We start from the raw sequence: 18,939 nt of genomic DNA, 5'->3' as shown, positions 1-18,939 counted from the left end.
GGAGAATGAATCATGATTAATTGGGACGACGACACCACCGCCACGCAACCTGCACAACCTGCCGCGCCCGCGGCGGGCGGTCAGGCTGCCCCGGAAGTCCGGGCGGCGACGGGTGTTTTCGGCGACACCGCCATGCCCACGCCCGCTGCGCCTGAACACGCGGCCGGCTTGGCTGCCAGCGGTTCCGCCACCTCGCAGCGCGTGAAGGTTGCCGACAAGCGCATCATCAATGGCCAGACCGACGTCAACCAGCTTGTGCCTTTCAAGTACAAGTGGGCGTGGGAAAAGTACCTGGCCACTTGCGCCAACCATTGGATGCCGCAAGAGATCAACATGTCGCGCGACATCGCCCTCTGGAAGAACCCGAACGGGCTCACCGAGGACGAGCGCCGCATCGTCAAGCGCAACCTCGGCTTCTTCGTGACCGCCGACTCGCTGGCCGCCAACAACATCGTGCTGGGCACCTACCGCCACATCACGGCTCCCGAATGCCGGCAGTTCCTGCTGCGCCAGGCCTTCGAAGAAGCCATTCACACGCACGCCTATCAATACATCGTCGAAAGCCTGGACCTGGACGAAGCCGAGATCTTCAACGCTTACAACGAAGTGCCGTCCATCCGGGCAAAAGACGAGTTCCTGATCCCGTTCATCGACGCGATCGCTGATCCCAACTTCAAGACGGGCACGCCCGAAGCCGACCAGACGCTGCTGAAGTCCCTGATCGTCTTCGCTTGCCTCATGGAAGGCCTGTTCTTCTACGTTGGCTTCACGCAGATCCTGGCGCTTGGCCGCCAGAACAAGATGACCGGCGCTGCCGAACAGTACATGTACATCCTTCGCGATGAATCCATGCACTGCAACTTCGGCATCGATCTGATCAACACCGTCAAACTGGAAAATCCGCATCTCTGGACGCCGGAATTCCGCGAAGAAATTCGAGAACTCTTCCGCAAAGCGGTCGAACTCGAATACGCTTACGCCGAAGACACGATGCCGCGCGGCGTGTTGGGCTTGAACGCACCCATGTTCAAATCCTACCTGCGCTTCATCGCCAACCGTCGTTGCCAGCAGATCGGTATCGAACCTCTGTACCCCCAGGAAGAAAATCCCTTCCCGTGGATGGCGGAAATGATCGACCTTAAAAAGGAACGCAACTTTTTTGAAACTCGCGTGATCGAATACCAAACCGGTGGCACGCTGAGCTGGGAGTAACGCAGTACGCCATCGAGCCCGGCGCGGGCACGCCCTCTTCCAATTGATGGGCGTTGCGTTCGCGACAGGCTTGATGGCAATCTCCTTGGTCAGGGTGTCTTCGAACACGTAGAACAAGCGGTCGGCGGCCTGTGGACAGGCTGCCTGCCGGCGCCATTTGAAATGGCTCGCGCCAAAGGAGCGGGGGCCATATCAAATGGCTGTGCCGAATTCATTAGCGCAAACCGTAGTAGCTGTTGCTCGCACAGAACAGCGGCATGCGCCGATGAATAGCCCGGGCACGGTCCGCCAATTGGCGGGTCGGGGCACGGGTTTAAGTTCTGGGACCCCTGAACCTAAGGAGCATGACCATGGCAACAGCCAAGAAAGCCGTCAAGAAAGCAGCGGTGAAAAAACCCGCCGCCAAGAAGGCAGTAGCGAAGAAGGCCGCTCCGGCCAAGAAAGCTGCCGTCAAGAAAGTCGCAGTGAAGAAAGTCGCAGCCGCCAAGAAGCCGGCCGTGAAGAAGGTTGCCGCCAAGAAGCCGGCCGCCAAGAAGGTCGTCGCCAAGAAAGCGGTAGCCAAGAAGGCCGTCGCGAAGAAGGCTCCGGCCGCCAAGAAGGCTGTCGCCAAGAAGGCTGTCGCCAAGAAGGCCGTAGCCAAGAAGGTTGTCGCCAAGAAGGCGGTTGCCAAGAAAGCCGTCGCCAAGAAGGCCGTCGCCAAGAAGGCCGTTGCCAAGAAGGCCGTTGCCAAGAAGGCCGTTGCCAAGAAGGCTGTCGCCAAGAAGGCCCCGGCCGCCAAGAAAGCCGTAGCCAAGAAGGCTGCTGCCAAGAAGGCCCCGGCCGCCAAGAAAGCGGTTGCCAAGAAGGCCGTAGCCAAGAAGGCCCCGGCTGCCAAGAAGGCTCCCGCCGCCAAGAAGGCTCCTGCTTCCAAGCCGGCTGTCGCCGCAAAGAAGCCCGCCGCCGCCAAGAAGCCCGCTGCGAAGAAAGCCGCTCCGAAGAAGCCCGCCACGCCGCCGACCACGGCTGCTGCCCCGGGCGCGAAGACCGCGCTGAACCCCGCCGCGTCGTGGCCGTTCCCGACGGGTGGCCGTCCCTAATCCGGACGCGCCGAAGCGTTAGCTTCATCAGAGCCGCCTGGTATTTGCCGGGCGGCTTTTTTGTCGTCTGCGCGTCATGCCATCCAAATGGCTGACCCTTTGCACTGGGCCTGAAGCACTAGGACCGTACGCAATTTTTACGTCTGGCCGTGCGACAATTGACTCCTCTTTTTTGGGGTGATCGCGTCCATGCTCGGTGAAATCTTCCGCTTCCTTCTCGAAATCGTGTTCACGCTGTTTGGCGCGGCACTGATTGCCCGCGCCTGGATGCACGCGATACGGCTGCATCCCTTCAACCCGCTGGCGCGCGCGATCTACGGCGCCACCAACTGGCTCGTGATGCCGCTGCGCAAGATCATTCCCGCGGGCAACAAGATCGACTGGACCAGCCTCGTGTGCGCATGGCTGTCGGCGCTGGTCTATCTGGTGCTGTTGTGGCTGGTGGCCATCGGCGCGCTGATCCCTGCCGCGCTGCTGCCCGCCGCAATGGGCTCGGCGCTCATCATGACCGCGAAGTGGGCACTGAACCTGGTGGTCTGGCTGACGCTGATCCAGGCCGTGCTGTCGTGGGTCAACCCGATGGCGCCCATGATGCCGCTGCTGCAATCGCTGACCGCGCCGCTACTCGATCCCATCCGCCGCATCCTGCCGCGCACCTCGATCGACTTCTCGCCGCTGATCCTGCTGGTGGCCGCGCAGATCCTGCTGATGGTCCTGGCTCGCCTGAGCTACGGCATGATGGGCGTGTAATCAGCTAGACCGGAATGGCGCTGTAGATTTCGATCAGCTTCTTCCGGTCTATCTTGTGGTTGTTCGACATGGGCAGCGCCTGGCAGGCCACCAGCTCTGACGGCACCATGTACGGCGGCAGGCGCTCGGCCAGCCGCTCCTTCCAGCCGGACAAGGCCTCCGGCGCCAGCAGCGACGCTTCCTGCGTCGCCGCCTTTGCCCCCGTCACGAAACCGATCAGCCGCACCGCGGTGCCGTCGGGACGGCGCAGCACCGCGCAGGCGCTTCCCTCCACCCCCGGCAGGCCGTGCAAGGCCTCGTCGATCTCGGCCAGCTCGATGCGATAACCATTGAGCTTGATCTGGTCGTCCATCCGGCCGCGGCAGAACAGCAATCCGTTCTCTTCCATCAGACCCAGGTCGCCCGTGCGGAACGCGCGGCGGCCGTCGTCATAGGTGTAAAGCTTGGCCGCGTTCAGGTCGGCGCGGTTGAGATACCCGCGCATGACATGGTCGCCCACGATGCAGATCTCGCCCTCGTCCACCAGCAGCACGCTATCCGGCTTGGCATGTCCGACCGGCAGCGGGTCGTGCGCCGCCAACACGGCGTCGGTGACTTCGATCCAGGTGGTGGCGACCGTGGCTTCGGTCGGGCCGTAGGTGTTCAGGATGGACGCGTCGGGAAAGCGCTGGCGCAGCTTCTTGGCCAGCGCCGCCGGCAGCGGCTCGCCGCAGAAGAGGAACGTGCGCAGCGTCGGCAGCGTGGCGGGCGAGAAGTCGCGGTTGGCCAGTTGCTGGTGCGCGAACGACGGCGTGGACACCCACACCGTGATGCCGTGGCCGGCCAGCCGTTCCATCCACGGGCCGGGCGCGGCGATCTGTTCGCGCGCGTTGAGCACGCAGCTGCCGCCGGAGGCCAGCGTGGCGAAGACCTCGTACATCGACAGGTCGAAACTGAACGGCGCCTGGTTCATGAAGACGGGCGCCTCGCCCAAGCCAAAGCTGCCGAGCATCCAGTCACCGAGCAGCCCGACGCTTTCGCGGCCGATCTGCACGCCCTTCGGATCGCCCGTGCTGCCCGACGTGAACATCACGTAGGCCAGGCCGCGCTCTTGCAGCACTTCGCCCTCGCCCGCCGTGAAGGTGCCGGCCGCGGCATCGAAGACGGCGGCGGCGCGCACGATCTCCACGATGCGGCGCAGACGCTCAGGAGGATAGATGGTATCCACCGGCACGAACGGCGCGCCGATCAGCAGCGCGCCGACCATGGCGACGAAGAACGCGGCTTCCTTGTGACCGTAGATGGCTACCGGCACGTCGGGCGCCACGCCGTGCTGACGAGCGGCGTCGGCCCAGGCCTGCGCCTCGGCGCGCAACTGCGCCCAAGTCAGGCTGCGGTCGGCGGCGGCGACGGCCAGCGCGTCGGGCACGCGTCCGTCGTCGACGAACTGGAAGGACTTCAAGTCGAAACGCATGCCGAAGCTCCCGGCGTCAGATGGGACTGCGGCCGCTGAACACGTACAGCGCCAGCGCGGCCAGAATCAGGGTGAGCACGCGCCCGAGAAAGCGCATGACGGGCTTGGCCAAAAACGCCTGCAGGCCGGGCCGCGTGCGCGCGGCGTTGATCAGCAGGTTGTGGCCCACCGAATACGCGCCGAACATCAGGCCGCTGACGATGTAGTGCAGCGACAAGCCGTTCCACACGCCCATCGCCAGCAGCGTCGCGAAGATGCCGATGTTCTGCGCCGCAAGCCGATGGCGGCCGAAGAAACTGGTCTTGCTCAACGCCTTGTAGATCGGCATGAACACGACGTCGCGCAGCCACTCGGACAGGCTGATGTGCCAGCGCCGCCAGAAGTCCTGCGGGTTCAGGGTGGCCAGCGGATTGCGGAAGTTGATCGGCAGCGTGAAGCCGAACAGCATGCCTATCCCGATCGCCATGGTCGAGTAGCCGGCAAAGTCGAAGAACAGGTAGGCGCTGTAGAGCGAGGCGTTCAGCGCCACGCCCGTGAACGAATAGTCGTGCGCGTCCAGCGTGGCCAGCCCGTAGCGCCAGATCAGCTCGGCCAGGCCGAACTTCTGGATCACGCCCACCATGATGAGTTCCAGCCCGGTCAGCCAGGTGTTCAGGTTGACGCCTTCGTAGCCGCGCTTCAGGTCGGCCTGGAAGGCGCGCCAGCGGTACATGGGACCGGCCAGCAACGTCAGCGGGAAGAACAGGTAGATGAAGTAATCCAGCGGCGAGACGCGCTCGTTGCGGGGCGCGAACAGCAGCACGTCGATGGCGCGGAAGGTGGCGAAGGACAACCCGAGCATGGCGCCCAGGTGCGACACGCCGGTCTTGACCAGCAGCAGCGGCGTCATCGTGATGATGACCGCCAGCCAGGTCGGGATGTAATTGCGGCGCATGGCCCACAGCGCGGCGCCGGAAATCGCGAAGAGCGCAATGGGCTGATACGGCCGCGCCCAGAACACCGCCATCCACACGCCCAGACAGATGACGCCGATGATGTGGCGATAGCCGATGCGCAGCGGCATGCCGGACGACCGGTAGGCGACAAGGCCCAGGCCGCCGAACAGGGCGCCGCCGAAGAAGCTCAAGCTTGCGAAGAGTTCCATGGTGCGCTCAGAACTGCTGGTATTGGAATTCGACCTTGATCGGTCCGCCGCTGCCCGTCGTGGGCTGCGCCTGCAGCACGAACACGAGGATCACCCCCACGTACAGGCACAGGTGCCAGAAGAAGCGGCGCGCCCAGGGCGCACCCGCATTGCGGGCTTCGTCTTTACGAAAGAATTTCATCGGGAAAAATACTCCGCAATGCCTTGATCGGCCATGGCCCAGCCGAGTTCGGCCAGGTGCATGTCATCGCGCAGCATGCCGGGCTCGAAGGGAATGCTGTAAAGATCCAGACACCCCATCTGATAGCGCGTGCACATGCCGGTGATGGCGTCCACCACCGGATCGAACCGTTCGACGTCCAGGATGAGTTTGGGGTTGAACGGCTGGATGACGAAGTACGCCTTGACCTTGCGCTTTTGCAGCAGCGCCATCACACGCGAGAGGTCGCCGAGTTCGGTGCGGGTGATGGGATCGACGTCGGCGAATTCATTGCGCGCGGGCGAGTACAGCGGCGCGAGGTACTGCTTGTAGTAGTCGTCGCGCACGTCGTAGGGGTTGTTGCCGCCCAGGTTGTGTTCGACGACGCGCGCTTCGTGGGTGATCTGGGACCACTGCCCCGAATTCAACCGGGCCGACGCCGGCCAGGACACGAAGCGGTGCGCGGGCACGGACAGCTTGCTGCGCGGCTTGTCGGGCGCGGGCGCCTGACGCGCATGCCACCACAGCGCCAGCTTGTCCTTCAGCTCTGACACCTGACCATTGGCGATAAGCCACAGCAAGCCCCAGTTCGCGTTGTCGCTGATCCAGTTCTGCATCTGCTCGCGCGTGCTGGGCTGATCCCACAACCGGTCCCAGACCGGTCCCGTGACGTGCTCGGCGAACGCGCTGCGCGGCAGCTGCCCGCCCGAGGCGAACCAGGCAGGCGACAGCATGATGACCAGGCGCGTGTTGGGCGTGAGCGAATCGGACACCGACTCCAGCACGCTGACGATGCCGTACGACTGGAACATCGCGTGGCCGTACGCGAGCGTCGGCACCTTCAGCTCTTCGGGAAAGAAGCGGTAGGGAACGAAGCGCAGGTCGTGGCTGGACAGTTCGGACGATCCCAGCACCACCAGCGTGCCGTCGCTCAGGGCGTTGCCCAGACGGTTCAGGTTGACGTGCTGGGTGCCCCAATCTGGCCCCAGATTGGGCAGGTAGTTGCTCTTGTCGGCCGCGGTGGCCGAGAGCGATGACGACGGATTGACGACGCGGCTGAGCAGGTCGTCCGCGCCGCAATACGTGCCCACCGCCAACGCCACTGCCGTGGCTGCCGCCGCGACGTGCGACAGCAAACGCGTATTACGAAGTATGGGCAGCGACATAGCCGGCAAGCACGCGGACCGACTGAAGGTGCTCTGCGATTTCGGGAGCCGGAATGCTGCAACCGTACTCGGACTCGACCGCCAGCGTGATGTCCACGGCGGCGAGCGAATCGACCAGGCCGGTGGCAATCAGTTGCGTGTCGGGGGTGACTTTCTTCATGACGATCGACTCGACGATCTCGCCGATCTTGGTGTGGAGTTCTTGCTCGGTATGCATAGGTATTGCAGCGTAACGTTGCCTGTTCGGCAAACCATCCCCCGCCCCGGGATTCAGGCGACGAGGATACAGAAAATAGCTGAAACCAAACTGAAAAATTCCAGCCAGCAAGCAGGGCCTCCGGAAGCACGTGGTTACATTAAATCCGGACTGCCGCGCCGTCGCAATCATTGCACTTCGGCCGTCGAATCGCCATGAAACTTATGGAGGAAATGGCGAGAAAACGCTTGGAAAGGTAACGTTCGCGGGTAAATCCCGGGGGCTGCGTTGCGGGCGAGCGACAAAAAAAGCCCGCTTGCGCGGGCTTTTTGATGCGGGCTGGGCCGATTACATCGGCGTGACGCGGGTCGGACCGGCGCCGCTGATCACCTGGACACGCTGGCCCACGCTGATGGGCACATCGGCTTCCTGGGCGACCACGCGGGTCTCGCCGTTGTCCAGACGCACCGTGATCTCCAGGCCGGAGTTCTTCTGTGCGCGGTTCTCGACGGCATTGCCGGCAAGGGCGCCGAGAATGACGCCGCCCACCGTGGCGATGGTGCGGCCCGTGCCGCCACCGATCGCGTTGCCGGCCACGCCGCCCAACGCACCGCCGGCCACCATGCCGACGCCGCTGGACTTGTCGTTCTGGATGACGATCGGACGCACGCCGGTGACCGTTCCGTTACGGACGATCTGTTCGCGCTGCGCTTGATCGTAGCTGTACACGCCGCTGGAGGCGCTGGGGTTTGCGCAACCGCCAAGCACTGCCATCGACGTCACCACAGCCGCGACAGCCAGCCAACGGCCAGTACGCGGCGTCACCAGGGAAATAGACTTTATATGATTCATTTGGACTCCTCATTCGGGCACGACCGACGGTGACTGATGATACTCCGCCCGCAACGCCCGGCAAGCGCACCCGCAACAGACTGAAACGCTCCGCCAGAAGCTGCAAACTCACGCACGAAACAACGGGCTACAGCCCGTTGCCTTTGAATATGCGCCGAGATTCGACCTGTGTGCGGGACCGCGGTTCCCGAGAAGTCCTGGCCGATCAGCCGGGCAGGTGAATGCCGTACGTGGCGTGCAGCACGGCGTCGATCTCGGCGCGCGTCGGCACGTGATTCTGCGGGCCGCGCGAAGCGATCTTGATGGCGCCCATGACGTTGCCCAGGCGGCAGCTGTCTTCCCAGCTCCAGCCGCTGGTCAGGCCGTACAGCAGACCACCGCGCTGCGCGTCGCCGCAGCCGGTGGGGTCCACCACCTGCGAGGCCCGCACGGGTTCGATCTGGATGGTCTTGCCTTCGGTGTGCAGGGTCGCGCCTTCGGCGCCACGCGTCACCACCACCGCCTGCAGGGTGCGCGCGATGTCCGCGACACTGCGGCCCGTGCGCTGCTCGACCACGCCGGCTTCGTAGTCGTTGACCGTGAGGGCCTGCGCCAGCTTGAGCATGCGCTCGAGGTCGGCGCCGTCAAACAGCGGCATGGCCTGGCCCAGGTCGAAAATGAAGGGGATGCCGCGCTTGTGCAGGCGTTCGGCGTGGGCAAACATGCCCTCTTTCGCGTCCGGGGCAACGATGGCCCAGGCGGCGTCGGCATCGCTCAGGTCATTTTCCGCGGCGAACGACATCGCGCCCGGGTGAAAGGCGGTGATCTGGTTGTCGTCCAGGTCGGTCGTGATGAAGCACTGCGCCGTGAACGTGTCGGGAATGACCTTGACGCGGCTGACGTCGATGCCCAGACCCGACAGGCGCTGCATGTATTCGCCAGCGTCTTCGCCGACGGTGGCGACCGGCACCGGCGTGCCGCCCAGCAGGTTCATGTTGTAGGCGATGTTGCCGGAGCAGCCGCCATATTCCTTGCGCATGCTGGGCACCAGGAACGACACGCTCAGCGACTGAATGCGGTCGGCAAGAATGTGTTCTTTGAAGCGGCCTTCAAACACCGCAATGGTGTCGAACGCCATCGAACCGCAGACCAGAACAGGGGTTGCCATGCTTGTCATCCTTTACGGAAAAAACTTGTCGAGTTGGTAGCCATTGACCTGAACGCCGGTCACTTCAATGGGGACTGAAATCTTCAACGCGCCCTGGGGACCGAACGGTCCCTTCAACTGCTCGGGCGTGAGGTAATTCTCGGGCATCAGCACCTTGCGCACGACCACCGTGTCGGACAGGTCGTTCAACTCGAGCACCAACGCCGGCCAATACTGCGGCTTGTCGTAGCGGTTGTGCAGCATTACGGTCAGCACCAGGCGGGTGCGTCCGTCGTCGATGGCGGCGGCGCCCGTGGGCGGCTGCAGAGATGACGACGAAATGCTGATGAGATCGCGCCGGCGCGCATAGCCGACCGTGCAATCGAGCGGCTTGCAGACGGCTTCCAGTGCGGGACGCAGCGCCGGCACGGAATTGGCGATGTCGGTGCGGTACGCGTAGAGCAGTTGCAGGGCCAGGACGATCAGGCCCGCGAGGCACGCATAGCCCCACAGCTTGCGCATGAAGCCGCTGCGCTCGATGCGATCCTGATCCAGGAATTCGGGCGGCGCTCGGCCCACGTCGGTGGCGCTGGAATAACGCGTGCGCGTGTCGCCCAGCACCGGCTCGTGGGCGCCGTGATCCAGATCGTCTTCGTCCTCGTATTCGTCGTCGCGCTCGATGTCGCGTATGTCGTCGTGCAGGTCGTCGTGGCGTTCGTCGTTCAGGTCGTGGTGCGGGGCGCGGCGCGGGTCTTGGCGCACGTCTTGGCGCACGTCATGGTGCAGGTCGTGGCGCACCTCGCTGCGCGGCTGCCCGGCACGCCAGTCCAGCGTCGGCTCGCCGGACCGGCTGGCGACGATGGGTTCGTTACGAAACACGGGAGTCCGTTGCGCGGGCGCGGCGCGGGGCGGCTCCGCCTCGCGCAGGAACGGCTCGCCGTCATCGTCGGGGTAGTCGTCGCCGGGGTAGTCGTCGTCTTCGGCGTGGTCATCCGGAATGGCCGCTTCCGGCTCGGCACGCTTGCGGATGTCGTCGCGGCTGCGCAGCACGGCGGGCGGAATCGACGGTGCCGGCGGCGGCGGCACGGGTTCGTCTTCCCAGGGCAGGACCACACGCGGCTCAACGGGCGCGGCGGGCGCTGCCCGGGGCGGCACGATGGCGGGCGGCGGCACATGAGTCGAAACCGGCGCGGGACGCGCCGGCGTGAAGGCGGGTGCAGGCGCCGGGGACGCAGGCAACACCGGCGTGAACGCCGGTTCGGGAATCGGCGCGGCAGGCGGATGCGGCTCGGGCGCGGCCAGCACGGGCGCGGCGACGGCCGCGGCAGACGCCGGCAGCGACGCCGTGGCCGGCACCGTGGACGCGACGGGCGCGCCCGGCGCAGTCACCAGGCACGCGCGGCCATCGAATACGGTCGAGCAGGCGCCGCAGCGCACCAGCCCATTGCGGACCCGAAGCTGGTCAGGCACCACCTTGAACGAGGTGCCGCACTGCGGGCAGCGGGTGGTCAGAGCCATGAGGCGTGCTCCTGCTGCCGGGACTCAGGGTTTCTTGCCGTGCAGGCAGACCCAGCCGTCGCGCGCGCGCCAGACCGACATGGCCAGCCAGGGCGCATAGGCGGCCGCGACTTCCTCGGCCTGGCGTTCCAGCACGCCCGACAGCACCAGGTGACCGCCCGCGGCAACGCGGCCGGCCAGCATGGGGGCCAGCACCTTCAGGGGGTTGGACAGGATGTTGGCGACCACGACTTCGAACGTGCCATCCGCCAGTCCGTCGGGCAGCATGGCCTGCAGCTCGACCTTGTTGACCTCGGCGTTGAATACGGTGCTCTGCACCGCCTGCGCGTCGATATCGACGGCCTGCGTGGGACCGGCGCCGAGCTTGCGCGCCGCGATGGCCAGGATGCCGGATCCGCAGCCGTAGTCCAACAGCGTCGCGCCAGCGGGAAGCTCGGCTTCCAGCCAGGCCAGGCACAGGTGAGTCGTGGGATGGCTGCCGGTGCCGAAGGCCAGGCCCGGATCCAGTTCGATGTGGATGGCGCCGTCCTGGTCGGGCATGGCCGTATCCAGGCCGGGCACATCGGGATCGTCGCGGTGCCAGCTCGGGACGATCCAGAGGCGTTCGGCGATGTGGATCGGGCCGAACTGCGATTGCGTGAGGCGCACCCAGTCGGCGTCCGGCACGTCGCGCAGGCTCCAGCCATCGAACACCGACGCATCGAGCTCCCCGGTCTGGGCGGCTTCTTCCATGATCTGCGCGGGATCGGCACCGTCGGGCAGCAACGCGACGACGCGGTTGCGGTCCCATGCCTGGACGTCGGGCTCGGTGCCCGGCTCGCCGAACAGCGGGCGTTCGACTTCGGTGCCGAAGTCGGCGTCTTCGACGGAGACCGACAGCACGCCGGCTTCGAGCAAGGCATCCGACAGGGCTTCGGCCTGCGCCTCCGAGCAATGGAGCACGAGTTCACGCATGATTTTTCTCTTCCATCTGGTCAACGGGCCGCGGCATCCGCCGCGGCCCGATCAACCTTAAAACATCAATAAGGCAAAACGCAAAAGGGGCCGTGAGGCCCCAAAGTCGGTCAGGGACGCTGCGCCAACTTGTGTTCCAGATAGTGGATGCTGGTGCCGCCTTCGATGAAGCGGGCGTCCTGCAGCATTTCGCGGTGCAGCGGGATGTTGGTGGAGATGCCTTCCACCACCATTTCCGACAGCGCGATGCGCATGCGGGCCAGCGCCTGGTCACGCGTGTCGCCGTACGTGATGACCTTGGCGATCATCGAATCGTAGTTAGGCGGCACGAAGTAGCCATTGAACGCATGCGAGTCGATACGCACGCCAGGACCGCCCGGCGTATGCCAGTTGGTGATGCGGCCAGGGCTGGGCACGAAACGGAACGGATCTTCCGCATTGATGCGGCATTCGATCGCGTGGCCCTTGAACGTGATGTCGCGCTGACGCAGCGTGAACTTTTCGCCGGCGGCGACCAGGATCTGCTGCTGCACCAGATCAATGCCGGTGATCAGTTCGGTGACCGGGTGTTCGACCTGGATGCGGGTGTTCATTTCAATGAAATAGAACTCGCCGTTTTCATACAGGAACTCGAACGTGCCGGCGCCGCGATAGCCCATCTTGCGGCAGGCGTCGGCACAGCGATCGCCGATGCGCTCGATCAGGCGGCGGGCGACGCCCGGCGCCGGCGCTTCCTCGATGACCTTCTGGTGGCGGCGCTGCATGGAGCAGTCGCGCTCGCCCAGCCACACCGCGTTGCGGCCGCCGTCGGCCAGCACCTGGATTTCGATATGGCGCGGGTTCTCGAGGAACTTCTCCATATAGACTTCCGGGTTGTTGAACGCGGCGCCTGCTTCGGAACGCGTCATCGTGACGGCGTTGAGCAGCGCGGCCTCGGTGTACACCACGCGCATGCCGCGGCCACCGCCGCCGCCAGCGGCCTTGATGATGACCGGATAGCCGACTTCGCGCGCCGTACGCAGGATTTCCTGCGGATCGTCGGGCAACGCGCCTTCCGAGCCCGGCACCACCGGCACGCCGGCTTCGATCATGGCGCGCTTGGCGCTGACCTTGTCGCCCATCAGGCGGATCGTGTCCGGGCGCGGGCCGATGAACACGAAACCGCTCTTCTCGACGCGATCGGCGAAGTCGGCATTTTCGGACAAGAACCCGTAACCCGGGTGGATTGCCTCGGAATCCGTGACTTCGGCGGCCGAGATGATGGCCGGCATGTTCAGGTAGCTTTCACGCGACGGCGCGGGCCCGATGCACACGGATTCATCGGCAAGGCGCACGTACTTGGCTTCACGGTCGGCCTCGGAGTGCACGACGACGGTCTTGATGCCCAGCTCGCGGCAGGCGCGCTGAATGCGCAGGGCGATTTCGCCCCGATTGGCGATCAGGATTTTTTCGAACATGTTCAGCTATCAGCCAATGACGAACAGGGGTTGACCGTACTCGACGGGCTCACCGTTTTCGACCAGGATTTCTTTGATGACGCCGGCCTTGTCGGCTTCGATTTCATTGAGCAGCTTCATGGCTTCAATGATGCACAGCGGGTCGCCTTCCTTGACGGTGGCGCCCACGTCGATGAACGGAGCGGCGCCCGGATTCGGCGAGCGGTAGAACGTGCCGACCATCGGGGCCTTCACGACATGGCCCTGAATGACCGGGGCGGCGGGCGCGGCCGGTGCAGCGGCGGGAGCGGCAGCAACAGGCGCGGCGGGCACGCCGGCTTCGGGCTGGTGGTAAGCCACCGGCTGCAGCGTCTGCGAGAACTTGACGATTCTGACCTTGCCTTCGCCTTCGGTGATTTCCAGCTCGGCGATGCCCGATTCAGCCACCAGGTCGATCAGGGTTTTGAGTTTTCGAAGATCCATAGAAGCTGCTTCCCGAGATAGTGTCGGCGTCGTCCCAGCGTCGGGGTTCGCGCCGTATAAGATGTAAAAGCGTTGAATTGATGCGAGATCAGTGCCGCACTGCGTATCGCAGCGCGGCCTCGTAGCCGTCCGCGCCCAGGCCGCTGATCAGGCCCTGCGCCAAGTCGGACAGATAGGAGTGATGCCTGAACGGCTCTCGCTTATACAGATTGGACAAATGTACTTCAATAAATGGGATCGCGACCCCGGCCAGCGCGTCGCGAATCGCGACGCTGGTGTGCGTGTATGCCGCTGCGTTGATGATGATGAAGTCCGTGCCGTCCTGCCGGGCCGCCTGAATGCGGTCAACCAGCGCACCTTCGTGATTGCTTTGCCACGCAGACAGCGTGGCGCCCAGTTCGCCCGCGAGCAACTCGAGACGCTCATTGATCTGGGCAAGCGTAAGACTGCCGTAGATATGAGGTTCCCGGGTGCCAAGCAGGTTCAGATTCGGGCCATGCAATACCAGTATGTTTTGCGCCATGCGCGTGCCAATGAGTGGATTGCCAATTGTTGGCAAAACAGCCGATAAACCAGCTTTTTACGCCAATTCCTACTATTTGTCCAACAGACTTACGCCTTTAAACCGGCAAGGGTGCGATCCAGGTCATCGGGCTGGACTTCGCCCAATATCTTCCGGTTAATGCTGCCATCTGCATTGAAAACGATAGTAAAAGGCAGACCACCGCTGGGATTACCCAGCTTGCGCAGCGTATCGATAGCGCCGGCGCCGATTACCCACAACGGGTAGGAAACCTGTACTTTCTCGACAAACTTCTGCATGTTGGCAGCGGAATCGACGCCAATGCCGACAAAGCGAACGTTCGGATATTTTTTCTGCAGGCCATCGAGCGCGGGCATCTCTTTGACGCACGGTGCGCACCAGGTTGCCCAGAAATTGACGACGATGGGCTGGCCCTTCCAGCCGGCCAGCGAATGCGAAGCGCCGTTCAGATCCGGAAGCTGCATCTGCATGAGTCCCGTGACCGGATCGCCCGCATCCGCAGGCGCGGCGTCGTTCTTGGGCTTGCGGCCCATCAGCGTGTAGCCGCCCGCGACAGTCGCGGCCACCGCCACGGCGGCGGAAAGAAGTAGGCGTCGATTCATGGCGCGATGATAACCGTTGCGGCCGTTTTACGCCGCAGGCGCGGGGCTCGGGATTGTCGGGCCGCTATATATACAATGCGGGGCAGGAGATTTATCAATGCACCTGCACATTCTTGGCATCTGCGGCACCTTCATGGGCGGACTGGCGCTGATCGCGCGCGCCGCCGGCCACAAAGTCACGGGTTGCGACGCGGGCGTGTACCCGCCGATGAGCACCCAGCTTTCCGAACAGGGTATCGAACTGATCGAAGGCTTTGGCGCCGAGCAGCTGGCGCTCAAGCCTGACCTGTACGTCATCGGCAACGTGGTCAGCCGCGGCAACCCGCTGATGGAAGCCATTCTGGAATCCGGGGCGCGCTACGTGTCCGGGCCGCAATGGCTGGGCGACAACATCCTGCCGGGCGCACATGTGCTGGCTGTGGCGGGCACGCACGGCAAGACCACCACCAGTTCGATGCTGGCCTGGGTGCTCGAAGCCGCCGGCATGGCCCCGAATTTCCTGATCGGCGGCGTGGCGCAGGACCTGCACGTTTCCGCCCGCTATGATCCGGCGCGCCGCCCTTTCGTCATCGAGGCGGACGAGTACGACACGGCGTTCTTCGACAAGCGTTCGAAGTTCGTGCACTACCGCCCTCGCACCGCCATCCTGAACAACCTGGAATACGATCACGCCGACATCTTCCCCGATCTGACGGCGATCGAGACGCAGTTTCATCACCTGGTTCGCACGATCCCGGGGTCGGGCCGCATCGTCCGGCCCACGCACTCGGAAGCGCTGGACCGCGTGATTGCGCGCGGATGCTGGTCGGATACCGTCACGTTCGGACCGCAAGGGCATTGGCAGGCATCGCCGCCTGACGCCGACGGCGCGTTTGAGGTCACCCGCGCCGGCGTGCGCGCGGGCACTGTGCGCTGGTCGCTGACCGGCGAGCACAACCGCATGAATGCGCTGGCTGCCCTGGCCGCCGCCGAGCATGTCGGCGTTCCGGCCGAACAGGGCATCGATGCCCTCACCCGCTTCGGCGGCGTCAAGCGCCGGATGGAACTGCGCGGCACGGTCAATGGCATCAAGGTCTACGACGATTTCGCCCACCACCCCACCGCCATCGCCACGACGCTGGAAGGCCTGCGGCGCCAAGTGGGCGCCGGGCGCATCCTGGCCGTGCTGGAGCCGCGATCCAACACCATGAAGCTGGGCACCATGGCGGCGCGGCTGCCCGAGGCGCTGGCCGATGCCGATCTGGTGTTCTGCTTCGGCGCCAGCGAAGGCAAGCACGCGCTGGGCTGGGACCCCGCCGACGTCCTGGCGCCCCTCGGCGGCCGGGCTTCCAGTTACGATGACATCGGCGCGCTCGTGGACGCGGTCGCCGGCGCCGCCCGGCCGGGCGATCAAGTGCTGGTCATGAGCAATGGCGGCTTCGGCGGCATCCATGGCAAGCTGCTGGATGCGCTGCAGGCGCGCGGCTGATTCCGCCCGCCCGGCCGTCAGGCACAAGGCGCGCCCCGCTGGGCCCGCCTGCCCCGCCCGGCGCCCAGGCGTTCATCCGGCAGCTCCCCGCAACGCAGACGGAAACAGCAAGCAATGATCCTCTATCTACACGGTTTCCGATCATCGCCCGACTCCTTCAAGGCCCGCATGATGGCGGACGCCATGGCCGCGCGCGGCCTGATGGACGCGTGGGCCTGCCCGCAACTGCCAGCCAGTCCGCGCGAGGCCATCGACCTGGCGCTGGGCATGGCGCGCGACCGGCTGGCGGACACCGGCTCGCCCCGCGAACTGACCGTCATCGGCTCGTCGCTGGGCGGGTTCTACGCCACGTGGATCGCCGAGCAACTGGGCTGCAAGGCCGTGCTGCTGAACCCTGCCGTCCACGCCGCGCGCGACCTTGCCACCCAGGTCGGCGAGCACCACATGTATCATTCCGGCGCACCGTTCGTTTTTTTGCCCGACTATGTGGCCGAACTGGCCGCCATCCACGCGCCGCGCATCACGCAGCCCGACCGGTATTTCCTGGTGGCCGCGACCGGCGACGAAGTGCTGGATTGGCGCGAGATGCGCGACCGATACGCCGGCTGCCGCCAGCGTATCGTGCAAGGCAGCGACCACGGCCTATCCGATTTCGCGGAATGGATGCCGGAAGTGCTTGAATTCGCCCTAGGCGACAAGCCGGTACGCCCCTGATAATCGATATCGACTTTCAACACCCACCAAGCTGCGCAAGGCGGCGCGAGGCCGCCGCCCAGGACGATCCCCACCATGTATGTGTTTTACGAAGATGACGGCAGCTTCAAGGCCGGCAATATCCTGTCCGAGACCGACGCCAGCCTGCAGGTGGAGTCGGAGTCGGGCAAGCGCAGCAAAATCAAGCGCGCCAATACCCTGTTCAACTTCGCCTCGCCCGATCCGGCAGCATTGATGAGCCAGGCGGCCGCCACGGCCGAGACGCTGGACCTGCAATTCCTGTGGGAATGCGCGCCGCAAGAGGAATTCGACTCCCCCGCCCTGGCCGCCGACTACTTCGGCCACGCCCCCACGCCCGTCGAACAAGCCGCGCTGCTGATGCGTCTGCATGGCGCGCCGGCGTACTTCCATCGCCGCGGCAAGGGCCGCTACCGCCCCGCCCCGCCGGACATCCTGGCCGCCGCGCTGGCCGCGCTGGAAAAGAAGCAACGCCAGGCCGAACAGCAGCAGGAATGGGTCGACGAAATGGCCGCAGGCCGCCTGCCCGAACCGATTGCACAGGCCGCCGAATCGCTCCTGATCCGCCCGGACAAGAACTCGCAGCAATGGAAGGCCCTGGACGCCGCGTGCGCCAAGCTGGGCAAGACGCCTGACCGCCTGCTGCTCGAACTGGGCGCCTGGCCGCACGCGCTTGCGCTGCACAAGCGCCGCTTCCTGGCCGTCAACTTCCCGCGCGGACTGGCTTTCCCCGACGTGGAACTGCCGCCCATCGACCGCGAACTGCCGCTAGCCGACGCCGAGATCTATTCCGTGGACGATGTCACCACCACGGAAATCGACGACGCGCTGTCCGTCTCCACGCTGCCCGACGGCCGCGTGCGCGTCGGCGTCCACGTCGCCGCGCCCGGCCTGTCCGTCACCCGCGACAGCGAACTGGACAAGCTGGCCCGCGCCCGCCTGTCCACCGTCTACATGCCGGGCGACAAGATCCCGATGCAGCCGGGCAGCGTCATCCAGGCGTTTTCGCTGGACGCCGGCCGCGAAGTGCCCGCACTGTCGCTGTACGTCGTCGCCAATCCCGAAACCGGCGAAATCATCGAATCGGAAACCCGCCTGGAACGCATCGTCGTGCGCGAAAACCTGCGCCACAACATGCTGGACAGCCAGGTCACCGAAGCCAGCCTGGCCGACCCGGACGCCGACCTGCCCTACGGCCACTGGCTGCGCCCGCTCTGGAAGCTGGCCCAGGCCCTGTCCGCGCAACGCGAAAACGTGCGCGGCAAGCCGGAAAACAATTCGCGGGTGGAGTACAGCTTCTACCTGGACGGCAACCCCGACGATCCCGACACGCCCGTGCGCCTGGTCCCGCGCCAGCGCAACGCGCCGCTGGACCGCATGGTGGCCGAATACATGATCCTGGCCAACAACCTGTGGGGCGGCCTCTTGAACCAGCACGGCGTGCCGGGCATCTACCGCTCGCAACAGGCTGGCCGCGTGCGCATGAGCACGCAGGCGCTGCCGCACGAGGCCATCGGCGTCCCGCAGTACGCGTGGAGCACGTCGCCGCTGCGCCGCTATGTCGACCTGGTTAACCAATGGCAACTGATCGCCGCGGTGGAACATGGCGTCTCGGCCCGCCTGATCGCTCCGTTCAAACCGCGCGATGCGGATCTGTTCGCCATCATCGGCGCCTTTGATGCGCAATACGCGGCCTGGGCCGAGTTCCAGAGCGCGATGGAGCGCTACTGGTGCCTGCGCTGGTTGAAGCAGAACGGCGTGACGCGGACGGTGGCGCATGTGCTTCGGGATGATCTGGTGCGCTTTGCGAATGCGCCGTTGGTGACTCGGGTGGGGGGGATGCCGGAGTTTGAGCGGGGGACTGCTGTTGAGGTGGATATCCTGGGGATGGATGAGTTGTCTCTGGAGTTGGATTGTCGGTTTGTGGGTGAGGCTAAGGGGGAGGCTGCGGCTTCGTAGGTCGCTTTCTTCAGAGGGCCTATCCGTGATTTTGTGGGCGAGGCATATCATGAGGACTAAAGATCATGG

Annotated in this window: 19 protein-coding genes; 6 read left to right on the top strand and 13 right to left on the bottom strand. The window is 64.9% G+C overall.

The window, feature by feature from the left end; translation table 11 throughout:
• The first annotated feature begins 12 nt into the window (after nt 1–12).
• The 3 genes from RT697_RS11240 (at nt 13) to RT697_RS11230 (ending at nt 3,038) form a co-directional block, all read left to right on the top strand.
• Nucleotides 13–1,212 carry a ribonucleotide-diphosphate reductase subunit beta gene (locus RT697_RS11240; RefSeq protein ID WP_056564436.1) on the top strand — a complete coding sequence of 400 codons (1,200 nt, stop codon included), beginning with the start codon at nt 13–15 and terminating at the stop codon, nt 1,210–1,212.
• A 350-nt stretch (nt 1,213–1,562) separates the two neighbouring features.
• Nucleotides 1,563–2,288, top strand: coding sequence for a histone H1-like DNA-binding protein (locus RT697_RS11235; RefSeq protein ID WP_313698899.1), 726 nt, complete (start codon nt 1,563–1,565; stop codon nt 2,286–2,288).
• Between the two features lie 189 nt (nt 2,289–2,477).
• Nucleotides 2,478–3,038 (top strand): YggT family protein, encoded by a 561-nt coding sequence (locus RT697_RS11230; protein WP_056566878.1) that lies wholly within the window; start codon nt 2,478–2,480, stop codon nt 3,036–3,038.
• Between the two features lie 4 nt (nt 3,039–3,042).
• Here RT697_RS11230 and RT697_RS11225 read toward each other — a convergent pair whose 3' ends face one another.
• The 13 genes from RT697_RS11225 to RT697_RS11165 form a co-directional block, all read right to left on the bottom strand.
• Nucleotides 3,043–4,491 (bottom strand): D-alanine--poly(phosphoribitol) ligase, encoded by a 1,449-nt coding sequence (locus RT697_RS11225; RefSeq protein ID WP_313698897.1) that lies wholly within the window; start codon nt 4,489–4,491, stop codon nt 3,043–3,045.
• A 16-nt stretch (nt 4,492–4,507) separates the two neighbouring features.
• Complete coding sequence (locus RT697_RS11220) at nt 4,508–5,635, bottom strand: MBOAT family O-acyltransferase (RefSeq protein ID WP_313698896.1); 1,128 nt, start codon at nt 5,633–5,635, stop codon at nt 4,508–4,510.
• 7 nt (nt 5,636–5,642) lie between these two features.
• Nucleotides 5,643–5,816 (bottom strand): hypothetical protein, encoded by a 174-nt coding sequence (locus RT697_RS11215; protein WP_128829895.1) that lies wholly within the window; start codon nt 5,814–5,816, stop codon nt 5,643–5,645.
• Complete coding sequence (locus RT697_RS11210) at nt 5,813–7,000, bottom strand: D-alanyl-lipoteichoic acid biosynthesis protein DltD (protein ID WP_313698894.1); 1,188 nt, start codon at nt 6,998–7,000, stop codon at nt 5,813–5,815. The genes RT697_RS11215 and RT697_RS11210 overlap by 4 nt, the downstream gene beginning before the upstream one ends.
• Nucleotides 6,978–7,217 carry an acyl carrier protein gene (locus tag RT697_RS11205; RefSeq protein ID WP_008159625.1) on the bottom strand — a complete coding sequence of 80 codons (240 nt, stop codon included), beginning with the start codon at nt 7,215–7,217 and terminating at the stop codon, nt 6,978–6,980. The genes RT697_RS11210 and RT697_RS11205 overlap by 23 nt, the downstream gene beginning before the upstream one ends.
• A 327-nt stretch (nt 7,218–7,544) precedes the next feature.
• Nucleotides 7,545–8,048 (bottom strand): glycine zipper 2TM domain-containing protein, encoded by a 504-nt coding sequence (locus RT697_RS11200; protein WP_175186485.1) that lies wholly within the window; start codon nt 8,046–8,048, stop codon nt 7,545–7,547.
• Nucleotides 8,049–8,253: 205 nt separating this feature from the next.
• On the bottom strand, nt 8,254–9,195 hold the full coding sequence (locus RT697_RS11195; RefSeq protein WP_313698892.1) for a carbohydrate kinase family protein: 942 nt from the start codon (nt 9,193–9,195) through the stop codon (nt 8,254–8,256).
• Nucleotides 9,196–9,207: 12 nt separating this feature from the next.
• Complete coding sequence (locus RT697_RS11190) at nt 9,208–10,692, bottom strand: DUF3426 domain-containing protein (protein ID WP_313698890.1); 1,485 nt, start codon at nt 10,690–10,692, stop codon at nt 9,208–9,210.
• Nucleotides 10,693–10,716: 24 nt separating this feature from the next.
• On the bottom strand, nt 10,717–11,646 hold the full coding sequence (gene prmA / locus RT697_RS11185) for a 50S ribosomal protein L11 methyltransferase (RefSeq protein ID WP_313698888.1): 930 nt from the start codon (nt 11,644–11,646) through the stop codon (nt 10,717–10,719).
• Between the two features lie 110 nt (nt 11,647–11,756).
• A complete protein-coding gene (gene accC, locus RT697_RS11180) occupies nt 11,757–13,103 on the bottom strand; it encodes an acetyl-CoA carboxylase biotin carboxylase subunit (RefSeq protein ID WP_056564461.1) in 1,347 nt (448 codons plus the stop codon).
• 9 nt (nt 13,104–13,112) lie between these two features.
• A complete protein-coding gene (accB, locus tag RT697_RS11175) occupies nt 13,113–13,565 on the bottom strand; it encodes an acetyl-CoA carboxylase biotin carboxyl carrier protein (RefSeq protein WP_313698885.1) in 453 nt (150 codons plus the stop codon).
• 88 nt (nt 13,566–13,653) lie between these two features.
• The gene (gene aroQ / locus RT697_RS11170) at nt 13,654–14,088 is read right to left on the bottom strand and encodes a type II 3-dehydroquinate dehydratase (RefSeq protein ID WP_056564467.1); all 435 of its coding nucleotides are present in this window, start codon (nt 14,086–14,088) and stop codon (nt 13,654–13,656) included.
• An 89-nt stretch (nt 14,089–14,177) separates the two neighbouring features.
• A complete protein-coding gene (locus tag RT697_RS11165; protein WP_313698884.1) occupies nt 14,178–14,711 on the bottom strand; it encodes a TlpA disulfide reductase family protein in 534 nt (177 codons plus the stop codon).
• A gap of 97 nt (nt 14,712–14,808) precedes the next feature.
• Here RT697_RS11165 and mpl point away from each other — a divergent pair, with 97 nt between their 5' ends.
• The 3 genes from mpl (at nt 14,809) to RT697_RS11150 (ending at nt 18,870) form a co-directional block, all read left to right on the top strand.
• Entirely contained in the window at nt 14,809–16,179 is a 1,371-nt protein-coding gene (gene mpl, locus RT697_RS11160; RefSeq protein ID WP_313698883.1) for a UDP-N-acetylmuramate:L-alanyl-gamma-D-glutamyl-meso-diaminopimelate ligase, read from the top strand.
• A gap of 114 nt (nt 16,180–16,293) precedes the next feature.
• A complete protein-coding gene (locus RT697_RS11155) occupies nt 16,294–16,893 on the top strand; it encodes a YqiA/YcfP family alpha/beta fold hydrolase (protein ID WP_313698882.1) in 600 nt (199 codons plus the stop codon).
• 75 nt (nt 16,894–16,968) lie between these two features.
• On the top strand, nt 16,969–18,870 hold the full coding sequence (locus RT697_RS11150) for a ribonuclease catalytic domain-containing protein (RefSeq protein ID WP_313698880.1): 1,902 nt from the start codon (nt 16,969–16,971) through the stop codon (nt 18,868–18,870).
• Nucleotides 18,871–18,939: the final 69 nt, after the last annotated feature.

It is taken from the genome of Achromobacter sp., assembly GCF_032113835.1.
GTDB lineage: Bacteria > Pseudomonadota > Gammaproteobacteria > Burkholderiales > Burkholderiaceae_B > Achromobacter.
The sequence above is the reverse complement of the archived record's forward strand: the minus strand, read 5'-3'. Positions and strand labels throughout refer to the sequence as shown.